General features: G+C 71.3%; 19 protein-coding genes. 5 read left to right on the top strand and 14 right to left on the bottom strand.

Annotated elements, in window-relative coordinates; translation table 11 throughout:
* The first annotated feature begins 68 nt into the window (after nt 1-68).
* Together CW362_RS13285 and CW362_RS13290 are read left to right on the top strand one after the other, a co-directional pair.
* On the top strand, nt 69-2273 hold the full coding sequence (locus tag CW362_RS13285; RefSeq protein ID WP_103549631.1) for a RecQ family ATP-dependent DNA helicase: 2205 nt from the start codon (nt 69-71) through the stop codon (nt 2271-2273).
* A 224-nt stretch (nt 2274-2497) separates the two neighbouring features.
* Nucleotides 2498-3130 carry a hypothetical protein gene (locus tag CW362_RS13290; RefSeq protein WP_103549632.1) on the top strand — a complete coding sequence of 211 codons (633 nt, stop codon included), beginning with the start codon at nt 2498-2500 and terminating at the stop codon, nt 3128-3130.
* A gap of 464 nt (nt 3131-3594) precedes the next feature.
* Here CW362_RS13290 and CW362_RS13295 read toward each other — a convergent pair whose 3' ends face one another.
* The 3 genes from CW362_RS13295 to CW362_RS13305 all read right to left on the bottom strand — a co-directional run bounded on the left by CW362_RS13295 (nt 3595) and on the right by CW362_RS13305 (nt 5761).
* Complete coding sequence (locus tag CW362_RS13295) at nt 3595-4221, bottom strand: hypothetical protein (protein ID WP_103549633.1); 627 nt, start codon at nt 4219-4221, stop codon at nt 3595-3597.
* Nucleotides 4222-4289: 68 nt separating this feature from the next.
* Entirely contained in the window at nt 4290-4991 is a 702-nt protein-coding gene (locus CW362_RS13300) for a ribonuclease HII (protein WP_103549634.1), read from the bottom strand.
* Nucleotides 4992-5137: 146 nt separating this feature from the next.
* The gene (locus CW362_RS13305) at nt 5138-5761 is read right to left on the bottom strand and encodes a TetR/AcrR family transcriptional regulator (RefSeq protein ID WP_103549635.1); all 624 of its coding nucleotides are present in this window, start codon (nt 5759-5761) and stop codon (nt 5138-5140) included.
* A gap of 187 nt (nt 5762-5948) precedes the next feature.
* Between CW362_RS13305 and CW362_RS13310 the strand changes: the two genes are divergently transcribed.
* The gene (locus CW362_RS13310) at nt 5949-7496 is read left to right on the top strand and encodes an MFS transporter (protein WP_103549636.1); all 1548 of its coding nucleotides are present in this window, start codon (nt 5949-5951) and stop codon (nt 7494-7496) included.
* Nucleotides 7497-7616: 120 nt separating this feature from the next.
* Here CW362_RS13310 and CW362_RS13315 read toward each other — a convergent pair whose 3' ends face one another.
* The 4 genes from CW362_RS13315 to CW362_RS13330 form a co-directional block, all read right to left on the bottom strand.
* Nucleotides 7617-9071 carry a DUF4153 domain-containing protein gene (locus tag CW362_RS13315; RefSeq protein WP_103549655.1) on the bottom strand — a complete coding sequence of 485 codons (1455 nt, stop codon included), beginning with the start codon at nt 9069-9071 and terminating at the stop codon, nt 7617-7619.
* Between the two features lie 927 nt (nt 9072-9998).
* Nucleotides 9999-10928 (bottom strand): ADP-ribosylglycohydrolase family protein, encoded by a 930-nt coding sequence (locus CW362_RS13320; RefSeq protein ID WP_103549637.1) that lies wholly within the window; start codon nt 10926-10928, stop codon nt 9999-10001.
* On the bottom strand, nt 10918-11601 hold the full coding sequence (locus CW362_RS13325; protein WP_103549638.1) for a histidine phosphatase family protein: 684 nt from the start codon (nt 11599-11601) through the stop codon (nt 10918-10920). Before CW362_RS13325 ends, CW362_RS13320 begins: the two co-directional genes overlap by 11 nt.
* Before the next feature lie 107 nt (nt 11602-11708).
* Nucleotides 11709-12314 (bottom strand): YdbC family protein, encoded by a 606-nt coding sequence (locus CW362_RS13330; RefSeq protein ID WP_103549639.1) that lies wholly within the window; start codon nt 12312-12314, stop codon nt 11709-11711.
* 154 nt (nt 12315-12468) lie between these two features.
* Between CW362_RS13330 and CW362_RS13335 the strand changes: the two genes are divergently transcribed.
* Nucleotides 12469-13002, top strand: a complete 534-nt coding sequence (locus CW362_RS13335) for a TerD family protein (protein ID WP_103549640.1) — start codon at nt 12469-12471, stop codon at nt 13000-13002.
* Nucleotides 13003-13072: 70 nt separating this feature from the next.
* Here the strand turns inward: CW362_RS13335 and CW362_RS13340 are convergent, their stop codons facing one another.
* The 4 genes from CW362_RS13340 to nrdR form a co-directional block, all read right to left on the bottom strand.
* Entirely contained in the window at nt 13073-13753 is a 681-nt protein-coding gene (locus CW362_RS13340; RefSeq protein ID WP_103549641.1) for a DUF6215 domain-containing protein, read from the bottom strand.
* A 351-nt stretch (nt 13754-14104) separates the two neighbouring features.
* A complete protein-coding gene (locus CW362_RS13345; protein WP_206300949.1) occupies nt 14105-15205 on the bottom strand; it encodes a hypothetical protein in 1101 nt (366 codons plus the stop codon).
* A gap of 195 nt (nt 15206-15400) precedes the next feature.
* A complete protein-coding gene (locus CW362_RS13350; RefSeq protein ID WP_103549642.1) occupies nt 15401-18298 on the bottom strand; it encodes a vitamin B12-dependent ribonucleotide reductase in 2898 nt (965 codons plus the stop codon).
* 162 nt (nt 18299-18460) lie between these two features.
* Nucleotides 18461-19012 (bottom strand): transcriptional regulator NrdR, encoded by a 552-nt coding sequence (gene nrdR, locus CW362_RS13355; RefSeq protein ID WP_103549643.1) that lies wholly within the window; start codon nt 19010-19012, stop codon nt 18461-18463.
* A gap of 519 nt (nt 19013-19531) precedes the next feature.
* On the opposite strand from nrdR, the gene lexA reads away from it, so the two are divergent.
* Nucleotides 19532-20308, top strand: coding sequence for a transcriptional repressor LexA (lexA, locus tag CW362_RS13360; RefSeq protein WP_103549644.1), 777 nt, complete (start codon nt 19532-19534; stop codon nt 20306-20308).
* A 580-nt stretch (nt 20309-20888) separates the two neighbouring features.
* Here lexA and CW362_RS13365 read toward each other — a convergent pair.
* From CW362_RS13365 to CW362_RS13375, 3 genes are all read right to left on the bottom strand, one after another.
* Entirely contained in the window at nt 20889-22904 is a 2016-nt protein-coding gene (locus CW362_RS13365) for an ATP-dependent DNA helicase (protein WP_103549645.1), read from the bottom strand.
* A 358-nt stretch (nt 22905-23262) separates the two neighbouring features.
* The gene (locus tag CW362_RS13370) at nt 23263-24102 is read right to left on the bottom strand and encodes a GNAT family N-acetyltransferase (protein WP_103549646.1); all 840 of its coding nucleotides are present in this window, start codon (nt 24100-24102) and stop codon (nt 23263-23265) included.
* A 57-nt stretch (nt 24103-24159) separates the two neighbouring features.
* Nucleotides 24160-24689 (bottom strand): IucA/IucC family C-terminal-domain containing protein (locus CW362_RS13375; protein WP_276313664.1); only part of this gene is annotated, 530 nt, incomplete at its 5' end.

The following is a 24689-nucleotide window of genomic DNA, read 5'->3' on the forward strand; positions in this document are numbered from 1 at the left end:
CGACAGAAGTTGTCCACAGCTCGACGGCTCGTTCGCGCTGTGTCGGACCCATCCGGTTGCATGGAGCCATGACCAACGAAGACCCGCGACCCACAGTCCCCGACAACACGTACGACGACGCCCGAGAAGACCTCCGGGCCACGGCCGACGCCGTCCTGGCCCGCCTGGTCGGCGCGCGGGCGGGCGAGGCACGGCTGCGCGAGGACCAGTGGCGCGCCATCGAGGCACTGGTGGCCGACAAGCGCAGAGCGCTGGTCGTGCAGCGCACCGGCTGGGGCAAGTCCGCGGTGTACTTCGTCGCGACCGCGCTGCTGCGCGAGGCGGGCGCCGGGCCCACGGTGATCGTCTCACCGCTCCTGGCGCTGATGCGCAACCAGGTGGAGGCGGCGGCCCGCGCCGGAATCCGCGCCCGGACGATCAACTCCTCCAACACGGAGGACTGGGAGACCATCCAGGCCGAGGTGGCGGCGAGCGAGGTCGACGTCCTCCTGGTGAGTCCGGAAAGACTGAACAATCCCGACTTCCGTGACCAGGTGCTGCCCAAGCTGGCCGCGGCCACCGGCCTGCTGGTGGTCGACGAGGCGCACTGCATCTCCGACTGGGGCCACGATTTCCGGCCGGACTACCGACGCCTGCGCACCATGCTCGCCGACCTCCCGCCCGACACCCCGGTGCTGGCCACCACCGCGACGGCCAACGCGCGCGTGACGGCCGACGTGGCCGAGCAACTGGGCACCGGCGTGAGCACCGACGCCCTGGTCCTGCGCGGTCCCCTGGACCGGGAGAGCCTGAGCCTCGGCGTGCTGCGGCTGCCGGACGCCGCGCACCGCATGGCCTGGCTGGCCGAGCACCTGAACGACCTTCCGGGCTCGGGGATCGTCTACACGCTCACCGTGGCCGCGGCCGAGGAGGTCACCGCGTTCCTGCGCCAGAGCGGGTACACCGTGGCGTCGTACACGGGGAAGACCGAGAACGCCGACCGCCAGCAGGCCGAGGAGGACCTGCTCGCCAATCGCGTCAAGGCCCTGATCGCCACGTCGGCGCTGGGCATGGGCTTCGACAAGCCCGACCTGGGTTTCGTGGTGCACCTGGGTTCCCCCTCCTCCCCGATCGCCTACTACCAGCAGGTGGGACGCGCGGGCCGTGGTGTGGAGCACGCGGAGGTCCTGCTCCTGCCGGGCAAGGAGGACCAGGCGATCTGGGAGTACTTCGCCTCGATCGCCTTCCCGCCGGAGGAGCAGGTGCGCCGCACGCTGGACGTGCTGGCCCGGGCCGAGCGCCCCCTCTCCCTGCCCGCGCTGGAACCGCTGGTGGAACTGCGCAGGTCCCGCCTGGAGACCATGCTCAAGGTGCTCGACGTGGACGGGGCCGTGCACCGGGTCAAGGGGGGCTGGATCTCCACGGGCACGTCCTGGACGTACGACACCGAGCGCTACGCCTGGGTCACCAAGCAGCGGGCGGCGGAGCAGCAGGCGATGCGGGACTACGTGTCGACGACCGGCTGCCGCATGGAGTTCCTGCGGTGGCAGCTGGACGACGAGGGCGCGGCGCCGTGCGGGCGCTGCGACAACTGCGCCGGCGGACGATTCCAGGCATCCGTGTCCGCCGCCGCGCTGGACGCGGCGAACGGCGAGCTGGACCGCGCGGGCGTCGAGGTCGAGCCCCGGAAGATGTGGCCGACCGGGCTGGCCGCGGTCGGCGTCGAACTGAAAGGCCGCATCCCGGCCGGTGAACAGGCGGCTCCCGGGCGCGCCCTGGGGCGGCTCTCGGACATCGGCTGGGGCAACCGACTGCGGCCGATGCTCGCCCCGCAGGCTCCGGACGGGCCTGTTCCTGACGATGTCGCCCAGGCCGTGGTCGGCGTCCTGGCCGACTGGGCGAGGGGCCCCGGCGGCTGGGCGTCGGGGCAGCCCGACGCGCAGCCGCGTCCCGTGGGCGTGGTGACCATCGCCTCGCGCTCACGGCCGCAGCTGATCCACTCGCTCGGCACGCGGATCGCGGAGATCGGCCGGCTGCCACTGCTGGGATCCGTGGAGTACGTCGGCGAGGCGGCCCCGGTCTCCCGGAGCAACAGCGCACAGCGGCTGAAGGCGCTGGACGGAGCCCTGACCGTGCCGTCACGGCTGGCCGACGCCCTGAAGGACGCGGGGGGTCCGGTCCTGCTGGTGGACGACGCCACGGAGACGGGCTGGACGCTGGCGGTGGCGTCGCGGATGCTTCGCAGAGCGGGCGCTCAGGCTGTATTGCCGCTGGTCCTCGCCGTACAAGCGTGACTCGCGTGTCGCGATTCGAAACACCGGGCAGGTATATAGGACTCTAATCATCCGAAAAAGGTCTGCGGCTCCGATTGCTCGTTGCCGCAACCCAGTTCGACAGGAAGAATTGAGGTCCGCTCCCCGCACGGTTTGCCCGTGGTCCGGTAGGGCTCTGCTGCGGCGTGCCATTCCCCCAAGTCCGACCCCGCCCACCGTATGGGCACGTAGCCGAAGGGAGGACCGTGACCTTCGGATTCGCTCCGTCCTCGGCGGCAACCATGTCGACGTCTCCCGACCTGTCCGCCGCTTCCACCACTCCACTGACCCGCATGCTGGAACCCGCCGAATGGGCCTCGGCCGGGATTCCGCTTCTGCGCGATCCCCGTGAGGTCGTGAGCGGCCTTCACGCCCGGCACCGGCCCAGACCGTCGACGGCGGTCGTCGCGGTGCTCGACCAGGACGAACGGCTGATGGCGAGCGCCTCCTTCACGCGGCGTTCGGCACCGGCCGACGGCTGGATGTTCCGCAACGCGCTGCTCGCGCAGCTGCGCCGGGTCATCCCGCACGACCTGCGGCGCCGTACTCCCGCGCGCACGGCCGTACTGCTGTACTGCCGGGACGGCGACGCGCGCTGGACGGAGGAGGACGGGGCCTGGATGTGGGGGCTGCGGGACGCCTGCACGCTCCACGGGCTGCGGTGCGGCGCGTACATCACACTGACACGTGACGGCTGGCAGGTTCTCGGCGAGGGCCGCGGCGGACGCCGCCCCAACTCGGAGTCGGCGCCGGAGTTCTACGTGGGCGAGGTAATGCCGCCCCTGCCCCGCACCGGAGGCGTCGCGTCCGAGGTGATGCGCAGGGCGGCCGCCCGCTAGAGGCGGGCACGTAACGGGCGGTGGCCCGCCCGGGGGAAGGCGGGCCGCACACGTCCGGGCCTGGTCCACGCCGGGACCGTACAGCTCGAGCACGGGTGTGCCGCGGACACGCGGCTCAGGTCCGGGACCGCGCCGAAGAGGACGCGCACCGGGCAACGGGCCGCGCATCGGGCGAATGCGCGCATGCCGTGCGAAGCACCCGCGCCGGCACAGACGGCGGACCCGTGAGGCGGGCACGGGGGACGGCCGGTCCCCGCCTCGCGACACCCCCCAGGAGGCCGGAAGGTCCGCAGGCGGAAGCGGGCGCGGCAGGGCCGCCTCGCACCGCACGAACGAGCGACGGATCATCCGTCGCGCGGTCGTGAACGCACGCGGGCACGCGGAACCGACCGCCGTGCAGGTGCCGCCGTGGCGGCACCCCCGGCGTCCCGCCGGGCGCATTCCGGACCGGGTCCGGAACGCGCTCAGACGCCCGCGGCCAGGACCGAGTTGATCTGCTGCGGGTCGCCGCAGACGATCAGCAGGGCACCGGCCCGGCCGAGGGCCAGGGGCAGGGCGGCCGCGGCGGCCTCGCCGGAACCACCGTTGACCGCGACCACGACCACGGGACGGGAGGCGGCCCGGCGCACGGCAGCGGCGTCGGTGTAGAAGACGTCGTCACCGGCGTCGTGCTGCGCCCAGTAGGCGGCCTCGCCGAAGGAGAGTTCGTGCGCGGCCCACGGGTGCGGATCGCCGGTGGTGACCACCAGCACCTCACCGGGAGCGCGGCCCGACTCCAGCAGCAGGTCGACGGCTTCCTCCGCGGCGTCCAGCGCGCCGTCGGCCGAGGCCGGGACGAGCTGGATCTGCGGGGTGACGGCCGCGGGCGCGGCCGGCTTGGCGGACGGCCCCGGCGTGGCCACGACCGGCTCGCGCGGGGTGCGTTGGGCCGGCATCGGCCGGACAGGACCCGGACGGCCGGGACGCGGCGGAGCTGCGGGACGGGGACCGGGTACGGGGCGGGGGGTCGGCGCGGTGCGGCCACTGGCCGGGGTAACGCGGGGACCCTGGGCACTCTCGTGAATCTGAGGCTCCTCGGGAATGAGAGGCATGAGCTGATATCTATCAAACGCCGGTGCGACTCGCCCCGGCGGGTGGCACATGAGTGCGAACGGAGTCGTCAGAAATCGAAGCCGAGCTGGCCTTCGATCTCCGGAACGTTTCCGTCCGCCCCGTTGCGGGCCTTCTTGAGGTGCCGCCACTGGGGCAGCGCATCAAGATACGCCCACGACAACCGGTGGTACGGGGTGGGTCCCCGCTCCTCCAGCGCGGCTTTGTGGACCGGTGACGGATACCCGGCGTTGGCCGCAAAGCCGAAGTCTGCATGGCCGACACCCAGTTCGGCCATCATTTTGTCGCGCCGCACCTTGGCGATCACCGAGGCCGCAGCGACGGCGATGCAGGACCGGTCGCCCTTGATCACCGTACGGACCTGCCAGGGGTCGCCGAGATAGTCGTGCTTCCCGTCGAGGATGACCGCGTCGGGACGGACCGGCAAGGCTTCCAGGGCGCGCACGGCCGCGAGGCGCAGCGCGGCCGTCATTCCCAGCCGGTCGATCTCCTCCGGGGAGGCGTGCCCGAGGGCGTACGCCGTCACCCATTCCTCCAACTCCACGGCGAGCGCGGTCCGGCGCCTGACGGTCAGGAGCTTGGAGTCGGTGAGCCCTTCGGGCGGGCGGCGCAGGCCGGTGACGGCGGCACAGACGGTGACGGGGCCGGCCCAGGCACCGCGCCCCACCTCGTCGACACCGGCAATGACCTTCGCTCCGGTCGTGGCGCGGAGGGAGCGCTCGACGGTGTGGGTGGGGGGTTCGTACGGCATGGCGCCCTCAGAGTACGCCGCCCGGAGCCTCTCGCGACACCCAGGTTCCCCGAGCCGCCGGAAAGCCCTCCCCGAGCCGACCGGCCGGCTCGCGCACGCGGGCCGGCCGATCCCCGCGGGCCTGTCGACCGCACCGCGCAGGCCGGTCAGCCGACGCGTACGCCCAGGAGCGGAACCATCATCTGGTCGATCATCTCCTGGAGATCCAGATCGCTCCATTCGCTCGCGCACACCTTGGACCGGTACATCATCATCGCCGGGACGGCGTCGAAGACGTACGAGTTCGCGGCGTCAGGGCGCACCTCACCCCGCTCGATACCACGCTGAACGACCTCGCGGAGCAGATGCAGCGTGGGTTCGACGACCCCGCCGAGGATGACCTGATTGAAACGTTCGGCCTGCTTCGCGTCGCATTCGTGAAGCACCGAGCGGAGCGCGATCCCGGGCCGCGAGAACATCGCCTCACGGACACGCCGGCACACCCCCAGCAGGTCCTCCCGGACACTGCCGAGGTCGGGAGCCCGGGTCAGGTCCGGCAGTCCGGCCCGGAGCGCGTCCGCGACCAGGTCCGCCTTCGAGGACCAGCGGCGGTAGACCGCCGCCTTGCCGGTCCGGGCACCCGCGGCCACCCCCTCCATGGTGAGGCCGTTCCAGCCGACCGCGCCGAGCTGTTCCAGCGCGGCTTCCAGGATCGCGCGCTCGAGCACGGCACCGCGCCGGCGCGAGGAGGGCGCCTGAGCGGGGGCGGCCGTCCAACGCGAAGTAACCATCAGAGTGTCTCCGTCGTGCTGAGGAGCGGAATTCGGGGAGATCCGGACTTTCGTGCGGAGCTGGCGATCGGACCGACGCCATCGGACGGCGACTTCAGTGAACGCTTGCGTTCACTGACGGGGAGTCACTACCGTTGACGCGGAAGTGAACGCGAGCGTTCACTAACACACTTGTGGGGGAAGCATAGTGACAACCTCTCAGTTGATTCAGGACAGCAAGCCAGGTGCGGCCCGCCGGGAGGGGCATCCCGGCATCGCGCTCACCGTCATCGCGGCCTGCCAACTCATGGTGGTACTCGACGCGACGATTGTGAACATCGCGCTCCCGCACATTCAAGACGCTCTCGACTTCAGTACGACCGACCTGACATGGGTGGTCAGTTCGTACACCCTCACCTTCGGTGGCCTGCTGCTTCTCGGCGCACGGGCCGGTGACATCCTCGGCCGGCGGCGGGTCTTCATGACCGGCATCCTGCTGTTCACCTTCGCCTCGCTGCTCGGCGGACTCGCCCAGGAACCCTGGCAGTTGCTGGCGGCGCGGGCCCTTCAGGGCGTGGGCGGCGCGATCGCCTCGCCGACCTCGCTGGCCCTGATCACGACGACCTTCCCGGAGGGGCCGGAACGGAACCGGGCCTTCGCCGTCTTCGCGACGGTCTCGGCCGGCGGCGGCGCCATCGGTCTGCTCGCCGGAGGCATGCTCACCGAGTGGCTCGACTGGCGGTGGGTCCTCTTCGTCAACGTGCCCATCGGCATCCTGATCGCCGTTCTGGCGCCGATGTACATCAACGAGTCCCAGCGCCATCCGGGGCGCTTCGACATCGCGGGCGCGCTCACCTCGACGGCCGGTATGGCGTCCCTGGTCTACGGCTTCATCCGCGCGGCGGAGAACGGCTGGCGGGACAGCCTCACGATCGGGTCGTTCGGCGCGGCGGCGGCCCTGCTGCTGGCCTTCGGGATCATCGAGACGCGGGCTCGGGAGCCCATCACCCCGCTGGGGATGTTCGCCGACCGCAACCGTTCGGGCACGTACCTGATCATGCTGAGTCTCGCGGCCGCGATGTTCGGCATGTTCTTCTACATCGTGCTCTTCGTGCAGAACGTGCTGGGGTACACCCCGATCTCGGCCGGTGTGGCCTTCCTCCCGGTGACCGTCGCGATCGCGGTCGGCGCGGGTCTGTCGCAGCGCTTCCTGCCGGTGCTCGGCCCCAAGCCGTTCATGGTCACCGGCTCGTCGCTCGTGGCCCTCGGGCTCGGCTGGCTGACCTTCATCAGCCCCGACGACTCGTACGCGGGCGGAGTTCTCGGCCCGATGCTGCTGTTCGGGTTCGGCATGGGCCTGAACTTCGTGACGCTGACGGTGACCGCGGTCTCCGGCGTCGCCCAGCACGAGGCGGGCGCGGCCTCCGGTCTGCTCAATGTGACGCAGCAGGTGGGTGGTTCGCTCGGCCTCTCCATCCTCACCACGGTCTTCGGCTCGGCCAGCCGCGACGAGGCGCGGAAGCAGGTGCCGAAGTTCCTGGCGGACGGCTCGGCCGAGCAGAAGGCGGCGTTCGCCAAGACCCACCAACTGCCGGCTCCCTGGGGCCATGACGTGCTCGCCCACGGCATCTCGACCGCCTTCGTACCGGCGGCGGGCATGGCCCTGCTCGCCCTGGCCACCGCAGCGCTGGTGATCAGGGTCCGCAGGAGCGACCTGGAGGCTCTCGCCGGCACGGCGGGACCGGCCGCGGGCTGAGGGCGGAGCCGCGGAGGGCCGGGGCGCGGTCCGGGTCGGGAAGACCCGGGGCGACCGCGGTCCGGCCGTCCGCGGCACGGGGCTGGCGACCGGCCCCGTCGAGACGTCGGAGCGAGCCGCTCAGCGGTACTCGGGGATCCCCGCCAGCGAGTCGCACACGCTCCCGTTGGCGGGCTCGACCAGCGGGTGGTCGCGGAGGATGTCCCGGGCCCGGACCTCGCCCCAACTGGTCGCGTACCAGGGCGCGTCGTCCTGGCTCAGGTCGTCGGCGATCGACCTCAGCACGCAGGAACGCATCGGCTCCTTGAGCTTGTCGAGGGCGGGGACGGCGTCGGCCGACAGGTCACGGGCGTACAGGAGGTCGAACTTGCCCGTTTCCTCGTACCGCTGGACGTTCCGCTCGGCGATCAGGCCGTCGGGCGACATCAGTCCGAACGCGAGGACGCCGGCCGCCGCGCCGGCCGCGACGGCGCGGGGCAGCCAGCGGGCGCCCCACACACCGGCCGCCATGATGAGCACGATGACCAGGCCCAGCCACAGCTCCCCGGCCAGCACCGAGATCCTCAGCCGCGTCAGCCCGTAGGCATCCACGTACATGTCCATGCGCCGCACGGCGGATGCCACGACGACGAGCGTCAGCGCGCACAGGGTTCCCAGCACGCTCCGCACCAGCTTCCGGTCGCCCGCCCCGTCCCGCGGTGCCCAGCGCAGCGCGAACACCACGACGAGCAGGGTCAGCAGCGTGACGAACAGAAGCTGCCAGAAGCCCTGCCGCGCGTACTGGGAGTACGACAGGCCGGTCTTCTCCAGCACGGCGTCGTAGCCACCGAAGAGGACGACGAGCTGGACCGCGTTGAAGGCCGCGAAGAGCACGATCAGCACGATCAGCGGGAGGGCCCACTCGACGCGGTTGCGCGCACGTCCGGGGCGCACCACGACCCGGTCCAGCCGGACGGGCGCGGCCGCCGTGTGGGCCACGGCCAGTGCCACGGCCAGGCCCCCCACCAGGAGCACCACGCGCCAGGGCCCGTCGGCGACGGAGGCGTCCGGCACCAGGTCGCCGAGCAGATCGGCGAAGGCCGCGTCGGCTCCGGCGAACAATGCCCCGAAGACCAGCAGCAGGAGCGCGCTCACCACGAACGCGCGCAGCCCGACACCCACCCCGCGACGGGCACCGCCGAATCGTTCCCGCAGCCCGCTCCAGCCCCAGGCGACTCCGGTGATCACGGAGTTGACCACACCGATGGGGCCGAGCAGGACCGCGGGCCAGGTGCGGCCGCCGTTCAGCGCGAGCGAGCCGAGCCCGATCGCCGTCACGACGGCCAGGAACGAGGGCCAGTCCGCGTCGCGCAGAGCGGGCACGGCCAGCAGACCGATGCCGCCGATGCCCCAGACCAGGCTCCACGCGCGCGTGCGGCGTCTCGCGTCCCGGCCCGCGAAGTACGCGGCGAGCGAGGCGGGGACCGCGACCAGCAGGAGGTTGACGGCCAGACCGCCGTCGAGGAGCAGCATGCTCAGCACTCCGGTCGCGAGCACGGCCCACAGCGTGGACGTGCCCACCGGGGCGGCCCTCATGGCCCACAGCTCCGGTGACCACAAGCCGGAGGCGGACGGCGGGGACGCCTTGCCGGTGTCCGCGTGCGGTGACCTGGCGGCCTGGGAGCGCACCGCGCCGTCGGCCCTGGTCACCCCCTCGGTCCTGGGCTGCGGGCGGAGTCCTCGCGTGTCACCGGTGCCCCCGTCACCGCCGGACTCGTCACCGCCGGACTCGTCACCGCCCTCGGTCCCCTCGCCGTCTCCCCCGGGCTCTTCCTCTTCCCCGGCCCCCTCGCCGCCCCCTGGCTCTTCCCCGGCCCCGGGGCCGTCCGCGTCCCCGGGGCCGTCCGCCTTCGCCGTGGCGCCGGAACCGGTGGTGTCCGGCCGCCGCCCCGCGAATCCCGGTGCGGCCGGATCCGTGGAGTCCTCCGGGTCCGCCGGCTCCGGGAGCCGGGATCCGGATCCCGGGACCGCCCCGCTCGCCTCCGGACTCTTCCGCTGCTCCGATGCCTCGTCTCCGGGCTCGGGCTTGGACGGTATGTCGGACAAGGGATCCCCTCCCAGCCGGTCACCGGGCAGCCCGGATCGCGCCACGGCGGCGGAGGGGCTGTCGTCCGGTGTCTCGTCGGCACACGCCCGCCATGATCAACGGACGGCGTGGCGCACAGGGTATCCACGGGCAAAGCGGCTCACGACGGGGCTGCGGGGCTGTAGCAAGCCTGTGACACAGCTCCCGACGACCGCTGCGCGCTCCCTTCGCGGAGACCGCCGTGACGGCCCCGCGGCCCCCGACGGCCCGCCCGGAGCCATCGCCGGTCCGCAAGGCCTGGGGCAGCCCGTCCGTGAGGGCCCCGAGCCCGCACGAGGGCCTCTGCGCCCGCACGAGGGCTGCCCATCGCTCACCGTCCGGGGTCGCCTCCACGGCCCGGCAACGGCCCGGGAACCCCCTTGCCCGGCCGTACGCCCTTACGCGCCGCCGGCCGTACGCCCGGACGCGAGCCCCGGCAGCCATTCCGGCAGCGCCTCCGTGGCTTCCAGCCACGCTCCGGGAGGCGCTCCCGCCTTCCCGGAGGCGATCACACCGCCGACGATGGAGCAGGTCGTGTCCACGTCGCCGCCGACCTGGGCGGTGACCCAGAAGCCCTCCTCGTACTTCCCCAGGGCGCGGGCGGCCGACCAGAGGGCGAAGGGAACGGTGTCGTGGGCCGACGTACGCCGTCCGCAGCCCAGCACGGCGGCCACGGTCGCGGCGTCCCCGTAGTCGAGCATGTCCCGGGCGCGTCTGAGCCCGGCCCCCACGGCGCTGCGCGGTACGAGCGCGATGACGCCGTCGAGCAGGGCCTCGGCGCTCGGGGGGCCCGCCGGGTCGGCGGCCAGCGCGGCGGCCGCGGCGACGGCCATGGCGCCGACCACGGCCTCACGGTGCTGGTGTGTCGGATAGGCGGAGATCTCCGCCTGGTGGGTCGCCTGCTCCGGGTCGTCGGCGTACCAGGCGCCCAGGGGGGCGATCCGCATCGCTGCGCCGTTGCCCCAGGAGCCCTGCCCCTTGAAGAGGGCGGACGCGAGCTCACGCCAGTCGCCGCCCTCGCGGACCAGCCGCAGCAGCCGGTTGACCGCAGGGCCGTAGCCCCGGTCGAAGTCGTGGTGGTCGGCGAAGGAGTGGGCCAGTGCGTCCTGGTCGACGCGGTGGTGCGTGGCCAGGACGGCGACCACGGAGCAGGCCATCTCGGTGTCGTCGGTCCACTGCCAGGGGCGGGGCGGCAGTTCCCGGCGCTTGAGCAGCGGGTAGTTCGCGGGCACGAAGAACTGCGAGCCCAGCGCGTCTCCCACCGCGAGTCCGCGCAGGCTGGCGAGGGCGCGCTCGAAGCGCCCGTCGGGAGAGGTGTCAGCGATCATCGCCCTGCCACTCTATCCGGTGGCTCCGAACGACTTCCGGATCACGCCACTGCTCGAAGGGACGGTCGAGGGTGTACCGGCCGTCCTCCCCCAGAACGAGCATCCTCACCTCCGCGTTCCCCGGGTTGGAGAGCGATTCGAACTCGGCGACCGTCCAGTGGAACCAGCGCATGCAGAACAGCCGCATGGCCAGGCCGTGGGTCACCAGGAGCACGTTCGGCGGGTGGTCGGGGGCCTCGAAGCTGCGGTACAGGCTCTCCAGGAAGCCGCCGACCCGGTCGTACACGTCGGCGCCGGACTCTCCTTGCGCGAACCGGTAGAAGAAGTGCCCGTACGCGTCGCGGTAGGCCTTCTGGAGACGTACGTCGTCACGGTCCTGCCAGTTGCCCCAGTCCTGCTCCCGCAGCCGGGGCTCCTCGCGCACCCGGACGAGCCCCGGGTCGAGGTGGAAGGCGCGGAAGGTCTCGTGGGTACGGCGGTAGGGGGAGACGTAAACGCTCACCCGCTCCCTGCCGAAGAGCTCGCGCAGCCGCTTGCCGGTGTCCTCCGCCTGTTGCCACCCTGTCTCCGTGAGCGCCAGTGCGTGGTCGGGCTCACGTTCGTACACGGTGTCATCGGCATTGCCCACCGACTCGCCGTGCCGGACAAGGACGATGCGCCGTGGTCGTGCCATGCCAAAACCCTAGATCGTGCCGACGCCGTTCGAGGAGCCGTACGGGTCACATACGGCGCAGGTCACACACCGTCTCGCACGCCAGTTCGCTCGGCGGGAGGGTGCCGTCAGACGATCCAGCCGGGTTCCAGCTGCACGATGTCGCCCGCGAGGGCGGCTATGTCGGCCTCGATCTGGGCGCGCAGCGCGAGCCTCTCCACCCGCTCGGCCCGGTATTTTCCGTGCTCCGCGGCCGACTGCCACATGGACAGGACCAGGAACTCGCTGCCGGGCGCCTCGCCGAACATGCCCCTCACCATGCCGGGCGAACCGGCCATCGCGGGGTTCCAGACCTTCTCCTGCATGAGCGCGAAGTGCTCCGCGCGCTCCTCGCGGACACGGCAGTGCGCGACCCGGACCACGTCGGAGTCCGTGAAGCGCGGCTCGAAGCCGGTCTTCACGTCGAAGCGGTAGTCGAACAGTTTGACCTGGGAGTCCTTGAAGGTGCCCGACTGCGAGGCGGCGAGCCGGTCATGGGACCGGGCCATGAAGGAGTCGTAGAAGGCACGGCTCTCCCAGAAGGAGAAGATGTGCGCGACGCCGGTCCGTCCCACACTCCACCCTCCCCCCTGCCCCCGGAATCCCGGCTCCCCCAGAAGCCCCGCCCACTTTCGCTGCCCCCGTTCGAAACCGCGGCGGTCGACCACGGTGCAGCGAATCCACTTGACCAGCACCGCGCCATCGTAAGGCCCCGGAACGTGGCGCCGGTCACGCTCCGGCGGAGTGGATCCGGGCGTGTGTCCCGGCACGCGTGGCACGATGGACAACCTGCCCCGCTATCAGGGGAGTTGGCTCGGCAAGTGGTGAGGAACGGGGAGGGGACATCCGGTGAACGGTCTCAACAAGGGGATCCGCAAGGCCGAGTTGGCGATCAAGTGGGACCCCAGTCCCACAGGCGAGCCCGCGACCGATCTCGACATCGTCGCGGCGACGTATCTGGCGTCCGCGCCGCACGGGAACCCCGACTACGTGGTGTACTTCGGCAGCCGCTCGCCGGACGGCACCATCTATCTGAACCGTGACAGCAAGGACGGCAAGGGCTTCGGCTGGGACGAGGTCATGACCCTGGAGCTCGACCGCCTGGACGGCCGTTACGCGCGCGTGGTCGTCGGCGTCCTCATCCAGCAGCGCACCGAGTCGCGGACCTTCGCCGGTGTCCTCAATCCCGGTTTCCGTCTGCGCGAGGGTTACACCGTGCTGACCCAGGGCGACTTCGGCGACGTCCTGGGCTCGACGGCCGCGACCATCGGGGAGTTCGTGCGCGACCACTCCGGGGAGTGGACGTTCCACGCGGGTGTCCGCGGCTACGACACCGACCCGGCGACCTTCGCCCGGGTCATGGGCAGCCCGCAGGAGGCCTGAGACCCAGCCGGGTGACTCCGTACCCGCGCCGTGCCGGCCCCCGGTCGCGGGCTCGCCCGGCGGCGGGTCCTCAGCCGCTCTTCCAGCCCGGGACCGTCGGCAGCACCAGCTCGGCGACGCGGAACAGCGCCGCGTCGTCGGGTGCCGCTCCGTCCTGACGCCGGACGGAGATCTCGAACGAACCGCCCCCGTCCTTCACGTCCCTGGCGACCAGCAGGCTGCGGGCGGTGCCGCCCGGGCCGCTCCCGGCCTTGCCGGAATCGAGGGTGAGGGCGGCCGTCCGGTCCGAGTAGAGGACCGCCGGGTGTCCGAGGATCTGCCTCGGCTCGGCCTTCGGCAGCAGATCGAGGCCCTGGGAGACGGAGAACCGGTCCTCGGAAGCCGACAGCTTCACGGAGTAGGTCTTCAGCGTGACGTTCGCTTCGGGGCTGGCGATCCTGGTTCCGCCGTCGAGGGTGATCCAGCCGTCGTCGCCGTCGGCCGTCCGCGCGTGCTCGTCGGGCGTCCCGAGGAGGACCGGCAGGTCCGAACGGTTCAGCGCCCGGCACAACTGCGCGCCGGAGACGCGCTTCGCCGGCGGGGTGCCGTGCCCGTCGGCGCAGGTGGCCGGTCCATCGGCACCGTCGCCCTTCGGGATGATCCGCCACAGCCCCCCTACGCCCCCCGCGACGCCCGCGACCAGCGCCACCGCCGCGAAGGTCTGGACCCCCGCGTTCAGGCCTCTCCTCGATCCGGCCACCTTGTCGGCCATGTCCCCCCGCTCTCCCCGTCGCGCTCCGTGCGCGCGGAGGGAGACTAACCGTTGATCGTTTCGCGGGAAAGGCGAATTCCACCACGGTCCGCGGCCTTCGCGCACCGGCACGCGGAACGTCCTGAGCCGGTCCGCGCGACGGGCCCGCCTCCGGGCGCGACCGCCCTTGGCCCAGGACGCCGAGGGCGGTGGAGCCGACTGCCCGCTCCACCGCCCTGACCAGCCCTTCACGCCCGAAGTGCGCCCGGTGTCAACCGCGACCGCTCACCGAACCGTTGCCCGGCGTACTGGCGGAGACCCCATGTTCTGGCGTGCGCTGTTCCTCGGCGTGTGCTGTTCCTCGGCGTTCGCCTATCCGTCGGGGAACGCACGCAGCCTCAACCGCGGCGCCCGGTGGTCGGCGAGCCACCGCATCCCGCTGTCGTCCGCCGCGAGCCCGGCGCGTGCGGTCCGGATCCACTCCTCTCGGTCGAGGACTTCGAGATACGCCTCTCGGAGCGCCTGCTGCTGCGCCACCGTGCAACCCGCGGCCTCGGAGGACTCCGTGGTCAGGTGCTGAGCGAGCATCGCGATCGTGAAGTAGCGCTCGACGGTCGGACTGAGCGAACCCGCACGGCGAGCATGAGCTTCCAGGACCGCTCCCGCATGGGGGTAGTGGGCGAGAGTGAGCCCCATCCCCCCGCAGTCACTCATCAGATGGAGCAGCCGGCCGACGTGGTCGACCATCTCGCTGTCGGTGTCGAGGTCTGCAAGCGCCTCATGGAGCCTCGCGACCGTGGCGACCGTGCCGGCGAAGTACCCGTTGAGGACGTCGCCGTCGCAGGCCCTGCGAAGCAGCCACGGCCGGGCAGTCGGGTCGTCGAGTCTGCAGAGGGCTTCGACGACATACACGCGTCCCCAGCCGGTGACCCGCTCGGCGAGCCACAGCAGGGCCTCGACTCCGGCCGGCTGACGCTCGAAAGCGTGCGCCGCCAGTGGTCCGAAGCGGTTGGAGAGCAGACCGATCGTCCGGATCAACGGGATGTCGTCGGCTGTTCCCACGGCGGCGAGCAAGGCCAGTCCCACGGTGACCGAGCATCGGTCGGTGCCATGTCGGACCAGCCAGCGGCCCGTTCGGCGAACGCGGTCCCCGTCCGCCCGCTCGGCCGCGGCGGCGATGTGCTCGTTGGGGTGGATCGGGATGTGGACGTCGTGGAAGGCATCGGCCAATTCACCGGGAAGGGCGGAGGCCCGCGCGAAATGCGCGTCGAGGATGAGTGCCGCGTCCTTGCCGACCGAGTGCCGGTCCTCAGGTATCGGCGGGCCTTTCCGATGACGGTGCAAGCCGTCGTCGGGATACGGCTCCCCGTCGCGACGAAGCGGCTCTCCGGGAGCCGGCCGATGCAGCCGGAGCGCGTGGTCGAACAGCGTTGTCGGTGATCCGGGCAGTCCCGTCCCGGTCGTCTCGCTCATCGGCGGACGGAGGGCTCGATTCTTTTGATCATGACCCGGAGCATGCCACGCCGGCGATCGCGGTACCAGGCCCTCGACGCGGCGGCGCGTTGCGTCGAACACAACGGCCAGGCGTCACACGCGCCGAGGGCGGTGGAGCCGCGAGACCGGCTCCACCGCCCTGAACAGGCATCTACGCCTCAACGGCGCCCGGGATCAGCTGCAACCGCTCGTCGAACCGCAGCCCTCGCAGATGTAGCAGGAGCCGGCCCGCTGCATCTTCGTGCCGCAGGAGAAGCAGAGCGGGGCGTCGGCCTGGATGCCCAGCTGCATCTCCACCAGCTCGGCGCTGGTGTGGACCTGCCTCGGGGCGGGCTCGGCCGCGACGACCTCGGCCCTGGGGGCGGCGACGGCCTTCAGCTCCTGCGCGCGGGGCGCCGACTGGGCCAGGCCCTCGACGTCGACCTCGTCATCGGCGGGCTCGTAGGAGCCCGTCTCCAGGTGACGCTGACGCTCCTCGGCGGAGTGGATGCCGAGCGCGGAGCGCGTCTCGAAGGGCAGGAAGTCCAGCGCCAGGCGGCGGAAGATGTAGTCGACGATCGACTGCGCCATCCGCACGTCCGGGTCGTCCGTCATGCCGGCCGGCTCGAAGCGCATGTTGGTGAACTTCGAGACGTACGTCTCCAGCGGCACGCCGTACTGCAGACCGACCGAGACGGCGATCGAGAAGGCGTCCATCATGCCCGCGAGGGTGGAACCCTGCTTCGACATCTTCAGGAAGACCTCGCCGAGACCGTCGTCGGGGTAGGAGTTGGCGGTCATGTAGCCCTCGGCGCCGCCGACCGTGAAGGACGTGGTGATGCCGGGACGGCCCTTGGGCAGACGCTTGCGGACCGGGCGGTACTCGACGACCTTCTCGACCGCGGTACGGATCGTTTCCTCGGCCTTGGCCGTGACCTCGGCCTTCTCCTTCTCCTTGGTCTTGGCGGAGAGGGGCTGGCCGACCTTGCAGTTGTCGCGGTAGATCGCGAGCGCCTTGACGCCCATCTTCCACGCCTCGAAGTAGACCTCCTCGACGTCCTCGACGGTCGCCGTCTCCGGCAGGTTGACCGTCTTGGAGAGCGCGCCGGAGATCCACGGCTGGATCGCGGCCATCATGCGGACGTGGCCCATCGCGGAGATGGAGCGCTCGCCCATGGCGCAGTCGAAGACCTCGTAGTGCTCGTGCTTGAGGCCCGGGGCGTCGACGACATTGCCGTGCTCGGCGATGTGGGCGACGATCGCCTCGATCTGCTCCTCCTGGTAGCCCAGGCGGCGCAGGGCCTGCGGGACGGTGCCGTTGACGATCTGCATCGAGCCGCCGCCGACCAGCTTCTTGAACTTGACCAGCGCGAGGTCGGGTTCGAGGCCGGTGGTGTCGCAGGACATCGCGAGACCGATGGTGCCGGTCGGGGCGATGACGGAGGCCTGCGCGTTGCGGAATCCGTTCTTCTCGCCGAGGCGGATCACGTCCTGCCACGCCTCCGTGGCGGCGGCCCAGATCGGGGTGTCCAGGTCGTCCATGCGGACGGCCGTGGTGTTGGCGTCGGCGTGCTGCTTCATGACGCGCTGGTGGGGCTGCGCGTTGCGGGCGTAGCCGTCGTACGGGCCCACGACCGCGGCGAGTTCGGCGGACCGCTTGTAGGACCTACCGGTCATCAGGGAGGTGATGGCGCCGGCGAGCGCGCGGCCGCCGTCGGAGTCGTACGCGTGGCCGGTCGCCATGAGGAGGGCGCCGAGGTTGGCGTAGCCGATGCCCAGCTGACGGAAGGCGCGGGTGTTCTCGCCGATCTTCTCGGTCGGGAAGTCGGCGAAGCAGATGGAGATGTCCATCGCGGTGATGACCAGCTCGACGACCTGGGCGAAGCGCTCGACGTCGAAGGACTGGTGGCCCTTGCCGTCGTCCTTCAGGAACTTCATCAGGTTCAGCGAGGCGAGGTTGCAGGACGTGTTGTCCAGGTGCATGTACTCGCTGCACGGGTTCGAGCCGTTGATACGGCCGGACTCCGGGCACGTGTGCCAGTGGTTGATCGTGTCGTCGTACTGGATGCCCGGGTCGGCGCAGGCCCAGGCGGCCTCGGCCATCTTGCGGAAGAGGGACTTGGCGTCGACCTCCTCGATGACCTCGCCGGTCATCCGCGCGCGGAGGCCGAACGTGCCGCCCTGCTCGACCGCCTTCATGAACTCGTCGTTCACGCGGACCGAGTTGTTGGCGTTCTGGTACTGGACGGACGTGATGTCGTCGCCGCCCAGGTCCATGTCGAAGCCCGCGTCACGGAGGGCGCGGATCTTCTCCTCCTCCTTGACCTTGGTCTCGATGAAGTCCTCGATGTCGGGGTGGTCGACGTCGAGGATGACCATCTTGGCCGCGCGGCGGGTGGCGCCGCCCGACTTGATCGTTCCTGCGGAGGCGTCGGCACCGCGCATGAAGGAGACGGGACCCGAGGCGTTGCCCCCGGAGGAGAGGAGCTCCTTGGAGGAGCGGATGCGGGAGAGGTTCAGGCCGGCGCCGGAGCCGCCCTTGAAGATCATGCCCTCTTCCTTGTACCAGTCGAGGATCGACTCCATGGAGTCGTCGACGGACAGGATGAAGCAGGCGGAGACCTGCTGGGGCTGGGGGGTCCCGACGTTGAACCAGACCGGGCTGTTGAAGCTGAAGATCTGGTGCAGGAGGGCGTACGCCAGCTCGTGCTCGAAGATCTCGGCGTCGGCGGGCGACGCGAAGTACTTGAAGTCCTCGCCGGCCTTCCGGTACGTCTTCACGATGCGGTCGATGAGCTGCTTGAGGCTCACCTCGCGCTGCGGGGTGCCGACGGCACCGCGGAAGTACTTGCTGGTGACGATGTTGACCGCGTTCACCGACCAGAAGCCGGGGAACTCGACGCCACGCTGCTCGAAGTTGACCGAGCCGTCGCGCCAGTTGGTCATGACGACGTCACGGCGCTCCCACTCCACCTCGTCGTACGGGTGCACGCCGGGGGTGGTGTGGATGCGCTCGATGCGCAGTCCCTTGCTGCCCTTGGCTCCGCTCTTCGCGCGGGAACCTCGTGCCGGACCGCTCGCCGTCTCTGTCATGCCGCCTCCCTGTAACAGGCTAAAACGCGCTCAAGTGCCGCGAACTTCCCGCGGCACGGTCTGTGTCTGATGCCGCGCGCGCCGCTGGTACGGCCGTGCGCTGCAAGTCTGTGATCGCCGCCCGCGGGCGGGCCCGGACACCCCGAAGGGTCCGGTCCGCGGTCAGTCGGCGGCGGTGGCGGGCACGGGAACCTCCGCGGTTCCACCGGGCCCGTGGTCGGTCTCCTGGCACACCGCGTCCGGGACGTCGTCGTCCGCGGAGGGGCGCTGATTCACCTGCCTGAGTTCCGCGATGGCGGCTTCGAAGTCGTCGAGCGAGTCGAAGGCCCGGTACACGGACGCGAACCTCATGTAGGCCACGAGGTCGAGTTCCTGCAAGGGTCCGAGTATGGCCAGCCCCACGTCGTGGGTGGTCAGCTCGGCGCTTCCGGTGGCTCGCACGGCCTCCTCGACCCGCTGCCCGAGCTGGGCGAGCGCGTCCTCGGTGACGGGCCGTCCCTGGCAGGCCTTGCGCACGCCGTTGATGACCTTGATGCGGCTGAAGGGCTCGGTCACACCGGAGCGCTTCACCACCATCAGCGAGCACGTCTCCACGGTCGTGAAACGACGGGAGCAGTCGGGGCACTGGCGGCGCCTGCGGATCGACGTGCCGTCGTCGGTCGTACGACTGTCGACGACGCGGCTGTCCGGGTGCCTGCAGAAGGGGCAGTGCATGGCTCCAACCCTCCTTCACAGCACGACTCAGGGACCTCGCGGGGCCTCACCGGCCCCTCGAAGCAGCCCCAAGCATAGGCGATGCCCGGGGGCCCGGAGACCCGGGGGACCACAACTTCTGGGATGTCTGCGCAATCCAACCACTAGATGTGGGGATCGATTCGCGAATTCCTCCCACGGCGCGCGTGTCGTACACGTAAGGGCACGTGCCGCACAGGCATACCCATCCCGGACACACGGGGATAGCGTGGTCGACGCACGGAAGGAGGCCGGTTCCCGGCCGGTCGGCCATCGGATGGCAGACTGGGCGGCGGCTCGGGCCGGCCGGCGCGACGGCCGCCTCCGGCGGTGAAGGGTACAGCAGGGGACTCTTTCGCCCGCCAGGCGCGTCACCAGCCATACACCCAGACACATGCTCACGTCAGGCGATTCACGTTTTTTCACTCGAACGTGTGTTTGGCGCAACCTTTCGAAAGCAACTACCGTTGTTCAGCAGGGAGACCATCGAGAGGGGCCGACGTGACCACCACCGCAGACAGCGCCACCATCACCGCCCAGGACCGCTCCCAGGGCCGACTCGAGCCGGTGCATGTGATGAACGAAGCCGCGAATCATGAGGGGCCAAAGCGCTCCCTGCCTGGCCGACCTCCAGGCATCCGGGCCGACAGCTCGGGACTCACGGACCGGCAGCGCCGGGTGATCGAGGTGATCCGGGACTCCGTGCAGCGGCGCGGCTACCCACCGTCGATGCGGGAGATCGGGCAGGCCGTCGGCCTCTCCAGCACCTCCTCCGTGGCGCATCAGCTGATGGCACTGGAGCGCAAGGGCTTCCTGCGGCGAGACCCGCACCGGCCGCGCGCGTACGAGGTACGGGGTTCCGACCAGTCGTCGGTGCAGCCGACGGACACGGCGGGCAAGCCGGCCGCGTCCTACGTACCGCTCGTCGGCCGTATCGCCGCCGGTGGCCCGATCCTCGCCGAGGAGTCGGTGGAGGACGTCTTCCCCCTCCCCCGCCAGCTGGTCGGCGACGGAGAGCTGTTCGTCCTGAAGGTCGTCGGCGACTCGATGATCGAGGCCGCCATCTGTGACGGGGACTGGGTGACGGTCCGCCGCCAGCCGGTCGCCGAGAACGGCGACATCGTCGCCGCGATGCTGGACGGCGAAGCCACGGTGAAGCGCTTCAAGCGCGAGGACGGACACGTGTGGCTGCTGCCGCACAACTCGGCGTACCAGCCGATCCCCGGTGACGAGGCGACCATCCTCGGAAAGGTCGTCGCCGTACTCCGCCGGGTGTGACACCGCGACGGGCGTCCCACCGCCCCCGCCCCTGACCGGGCCCCGGAACCAACTGCGCCGGTTCCGGGGTCCTGTGCGTTTCCTGGCCGGGGGCCTTGACCGGAGAACGGCCTCCGCTCCAGGCCGGAGGCTTGGGGTACCCGAAGTCCTGGAGCGGAACTCCGGAAGCAGGGGTCCGGAAGTCCGGAGCCTCGAGGGCCGGAGGTCCGGGGTCACGGCCCGGAAGTCCGGGGTCGCGGGGACCTGGGCGCCCAAAGTCTCGGGGCTGGAAGCCCGGAGCCTCGAAGGCCGGAGGTGCGGGAGTCCGGAGACCTGAGTACCCGGAGGGCCGGGAGCCTGGAGACCTGAGCGCCCGGAGACCTGGGTGCCCGGAGACCTGGGAGTCCGGAGACCTGAGTGCCCGGAGGGCTGGGTGTCCGGAAGGCTGGGTGCCCGGAGGGCTGGGTGTCCGGAGGTGCGGGAGGCCGGGGCTTCCAGGAAGTCGGGGCGCGGGCTCCGAAACCCGTCGGACCTCCTCCGTCCGGCTCCCGAGGTTCCCCAGCACTCGCGGACGGCCCCCTGATCTGGAGGCCGGGAGGCGTTACGCGTCCTCCGTCTCCCCTTCGTCGTCCGCCTTCGGGGCCGACTCCTCGGTCATCCGGGCCTTCTCGTCGATCGCCGCGAGGGACCTGCGGACCTGACCCGGGTCCGTGGTGTACCAGAAGTCGGGGAGCGAGGCCTTCAGATAGCTGCCGTAACGGGCCGTGGCCAGCCGCTGGTCCAGCACGGCGACCACGCCCCGGTCCCCCGAGGCCCGGACGAGACGGCCGGCGCCCTGGGCCATGAGAAGGGCCGCGTGGGTGGCGGCGACGGCCATGAAGCCGTTGCCCCCGTTCTCCTCGACCGCCTTCTGGCGTGCGCTCATCAGCGGGTCGTCGGGGCGGGGGAAGGGGATCTTGTCCATGACGACCAGCTGGCAGCTGGGGCCCGGCACGTCCACGCCCTGCCAGAGCGAGAGCGTGCCGAACAGACAGGTCTTCGGGTCCGCCGCGAAGTTCTTGATCAGCTCGCCGAGCGTCTCCTCGCCCTGGAGCAGGATCGGGTACTCGGGGATGCGGGTCCGCAGCTCCTCGGCCGCGAGCTGGGCCGCGCGCATCGAGGAGAAGAGACCGAGCGTGCGCCCGCCGGCGGCCTGGATCAGCTCGGTGAGTTCGTCGAGCATGTCGCCCCGGTCGGCGTCCCGGGCGGGGCGCGACAGATGCCTGGCGACGTAGAGGATGCCCTGCCGGGGATAGTCGAAGGGCGAGCCGACGTCGACGCCCTTCCACTGGGGAAGGTCCTCGCCCACCGTGCCTTCCGGGGCGAGCCCCACCGACGCTCCCACGCCGTTGAAGTCACCGCCGAGCTTGAGGGTCGCGGACGTCAGGACGACCGAGCGGTCGGCGAAGAGCTTCTCCCTGAGGAGCCCGGACACGTTCATCGGGGCGACCCGGAGCGAGGCTCCGAAGCGGTCATGACGCTCGTACCAGACGACGTCGTACTCGGAGCCGTTGGCGATGCGCTCCGCCACGGCGTGCACGGACTCGACGGACGCCAGGGCCTGCTTGCGCACGGCGTCCTCGTCCTGGACGGACTTGTCCCGGGTGGAACCGAGGGCGGTGATCACCGTCCGGGCGGCGTCGCGCAGCGCCATCAGCGCGTACCCGAGGTCCTCGGGGATCTCCTCCAGACGGCCCGGCAGGGCCAGCTCCATCAGACGCTCGAAGCCCTCGGCGGCGGTCTGGAGCTGGTCGGCGGCCTTTTCGTTGACCAGCTTCGCGGCGCGGCGCACGGCACGGTTGACCTGCCCCGGTGTGAGCTCGCCGGTGGCGACGCCGGTGACCCTGGAGACCAGCTCGTGGGCCTCGTCGACGATCAGCACCTCGTGCTGCGGCAGGACCGGCGCGCCCTCGATGGCGTCGATCGCGAGCAGGGCGTGGTTGGTGACGACGACCTCGGCGAGCTTGGCCCGCTCACGGGCCATCTCGGCGAAGCACTCCGCCCCGTAGGCGCATTTGGTGGCGCCGAGGCACTCCCGGGAGGACACCGACACCTGGCCCCAGGCCCGGTCGGAGACACCGGGTGTGAGGTCGTCGCGGTCACCGGTCTCGGTCTCGTCCGACCAGTCGCGCAGCCGCAGCAGGTCCTGCCCCAGCTTGCTGGAGGGCGCGGCCGCCTCGAACGGGTCGAAGAGGCCCTCCTCCTCGTCCTGCGGCACGCCCTCGTGCAGGCGGTGCAGGCACAGGTAGTTCGACCGGCCCTTCAGCATCGCGAACTCGGGGCGGCGGCGCAGCAGCGGATGCAGCGCGTCGACGGTACGCGGCAGGTCCCGCTCCACGAGCTGGCGCTGGAGCGCCAGGGTGGCGGTCGCCACGACCACCCGCTCGCCGTGGGCGAGCGAGGGCACCAGGTAACCGAGCGACTTTCCGGTACCGGTGCCCGCCTGGACCAGCAGGTGGGAGCTGTCGTCGATGGCACCGGCGACGGCTTCGGCCATCGTCACCTGGCCGGGGCGCTCCGTACCGCCGACAGCGGTGACGGCAGCGTGCAGGAGTTCACGGAGTGAGGGCTTCGTCATAGCGCTGCCAGCCTACGGGGCGCCACTGACAACCGAGCGATCAAGTCCGGAACCGACGGTGTGGTCGAGCGGGGCACGGGCCGGGGCGTCCCGGCCCGTGGAGGGGGGCCGAAGCGGTGCCGTGGGCGGCGGCGCGCGGGCGCGCCGGACGCTCGCGGCAGCCGTCCGGGGATGGCGGGCCGCGGTCCGGCCCCGGTCGCGCGGTCCTCGTGCGGGAGGGGCGGGACGTGCGGGAGGGACGGGACGTGCGGGACCGGCGTCTCTCGGGCGTCCGGGCTGTCGGACGGTCGGGGCACCAAGACTCCTCGGCAGGGGACCTGATCGGGGGCGGTCGACCGGTGGACCACGGGCGACGGCTCTACAGCAGATCGCGCAGGGCCCGGTCCCGGACCATGAGGGCCGCCCGTTTGTCGGGCAGGTCGACCTCGGCGGAGAACCGGAAGCCGGCGCTCAGGAACGCGGACACGGAAGGGGTGTTGCGCAGATCGGGTTCCGCGACGACACGGGCGCACGAAGGACGCTTGTCCAGCACCTGGTCGGCGACGGCTCTGAGCAGGGTCGAACCGAGGCCTCGCCCGCGGTCGGCGACACCGCCGACGAGGAGGTGGACCCCGGTGTCGTGGGGCCGGGCGGGGTAATGGCGCGCCAGGGGGTCGAGATCCGCCCGGTAGATCTCCCAGTAGCTCATCGGGGTGCCGTCCAGCACCCCGAGGCACGGAACGCTGCGTCCGTCGCCGTCGAGCTGCCGGAGCAGATGTTCCTCGACCACGGACTCGGGTCCCGCCAGCTCCCAGAACTCCGCGACGGCGGGGTCGTTCATCCAGCGGTGGACGAGGGGGAGGTCGCGGCCGGGGCGCACGGGGACGAGGAGGAGAACGCCCGCGGGTGTCCTGGCCGGCCCCCAGCCGCCGACGCGGTCGAGCAGGTCGTCCCCGGCCGGGGTCCCCTCGGAGGACCTGTCCGGAGCGCCCTCCACGGTCCCGTCCCGGGTTCCCTCCGCGGTCCCGGGCCGGGATCCGGTGTCCCCTGCGAACAGCGCGATCAGCTCGTCGGAGAGGCGCAGGTCGAGCGTGTCCTCGCAGTCCGTTCCGGCGCCCGGGTCGAGACCGGTGGCCGCACGGGATCCGGGCCCGGGCCCCCGGTCGGTCCGGGTGGCGCGGGCGGTGCCGGCGTCGGTGCTCTCATCGGTGGGAGGCACGACGACGCTCCTCTCGGGAGACGGGGTGGGGCAGGTTCCTCAAGAAGGAAGGGGCCCTCAGGAATGGAGGGGGTTGGAGATGGTGGCGTAGACGGACTGGGTGTCGACGGGACCGACGAGTTCGTCGAGGCCCTGCAACCGGGTGAGCAGGTTGGCCTTGCAGCGCAGGACGGGTGAGTCGAGCAGCAGCGCGGGCAGCGGCGTCCGCAGCCGGGCGGGACCGGTGGCCGCGCCGCCGAGGAAGCGCCGGAACGCGGAGAGCAGCAGGCCTTCGTCGGCGAGCCGTTGGGAACCGAACGCGCCGATGAGGCCGAACACGTTGTTGATGCCGAGGTAGTAGGCGAAGCGTTCGTCGGTGACCTCGTCGGGGACGAAGGTGTCGCTGTGCGTCCCGATGCCGGGCAGCCGGTCGTCGAGTTCCGCGCGCCGGGACTCGCGGAAGTAGTAGCCCTGGTTGTCGCGGTAACGGCCGCCGGTGGGCCAGCCTTCCGTGTCCAGCAGGAGCAGGGTGTTCTGCTGGTGCGCCTCCAGCGCGATGCCCGCCTCGCCGTCCAGCCAGAGCACGGGGCGTACGACCTGCTCGAGGT

Origin of the sequence: Streptomyces populi (assembly GCF_002911015.1) — a bacterium.
Classification (GTDB): domain Bacteria; phylum Actinomycetota; class Actinomycetes; order Streptomycetales; family Streptomycetaceae; genus Streptomyces; species Streptomyces populi.

Coding starts and splice junctions, on each gene's coding strand:
- CW362_RS13285 (WP_103549631.1), top strand. CDS start 69: ATGACCAACGAAGACCCGCGACCCACAGTCCCCGACAACACGTACGAC.
- CW362_RS13295 (WP_103549633.1), bottom strand. CDS start 4,221: ATGCCTCTCATTCCCGAGGAGCCTCAGATTCACGAGAGTGCCCAGGGT.
- CW362_RS13300 (WP_103549634.1), bottom strand. CDS start 4,991: ATGCCGTACGAACCCCCCACCCACACCGTCGAGCGCTCCCTCCGCGCC.
- CW362_RS13305 (WP_103549635.1), bottom strand. CDS start 5,761: ATGGTTACTTCGCGTTGGACGGCCGCCCCCGCTCAGGCGCCCTCCTCG.
- CW362_RS13315 (WP_103549655.1), bottom strand. CDS start 9,071: ATGAGGGCCGCCCCGGTGGGCACGTCCACGCTGTGGGCCGTGCTCGCG.
- CW362_RS13320 (WP_103549637.1), bottom strand. CDS start 10,928: ATGATCGCTGACACCTCTCCCGACGGGCGCTTCGAGCGCGCCCTCGCC.
- CW362_RS13325 (WP_103549638.1), bottom strand. CDS start 11,601: ATGGCACGACCACGGCGCATCGTCCTTGTCCGGCACGGCGAGTCGGTG.
- CW362_RS13340 (WP_103549641.1), bottom strand. CDS start 13,753: ATGGCCGACAAGGTGGCCGGATCGAGGAGAGGCCTGAACGCGGGGGTC.
- CW362_RS13345 (WP_206300949.1), bottom strand. CDS start 15,205: ATGAGCGAGACGACCGGGACGGGACTGCCCGGATCACCGACAACGCTG.
- CW362_RS13350 (WP_103549642.1), bottom strand. CDS start 18,298: ATGACAGAGACGGCGAGCGGTCCGGCACGAGGTTCCCGCGCGAAGAGC.
- nrdR (WP_103549643.1), bottom strand. CDS start 19,012: ATGCACTGCCCCTTCTGCAGGCACCCGGACAGCCGCGTCGTCGACAGT.
- CW362_RS13365 (WP_103549645.1), bottom strand. CDS start 22,904: ATGACGAAGCCCTCACTCCGTGAACTCCTGCACGCTGCCGTCACCGCT.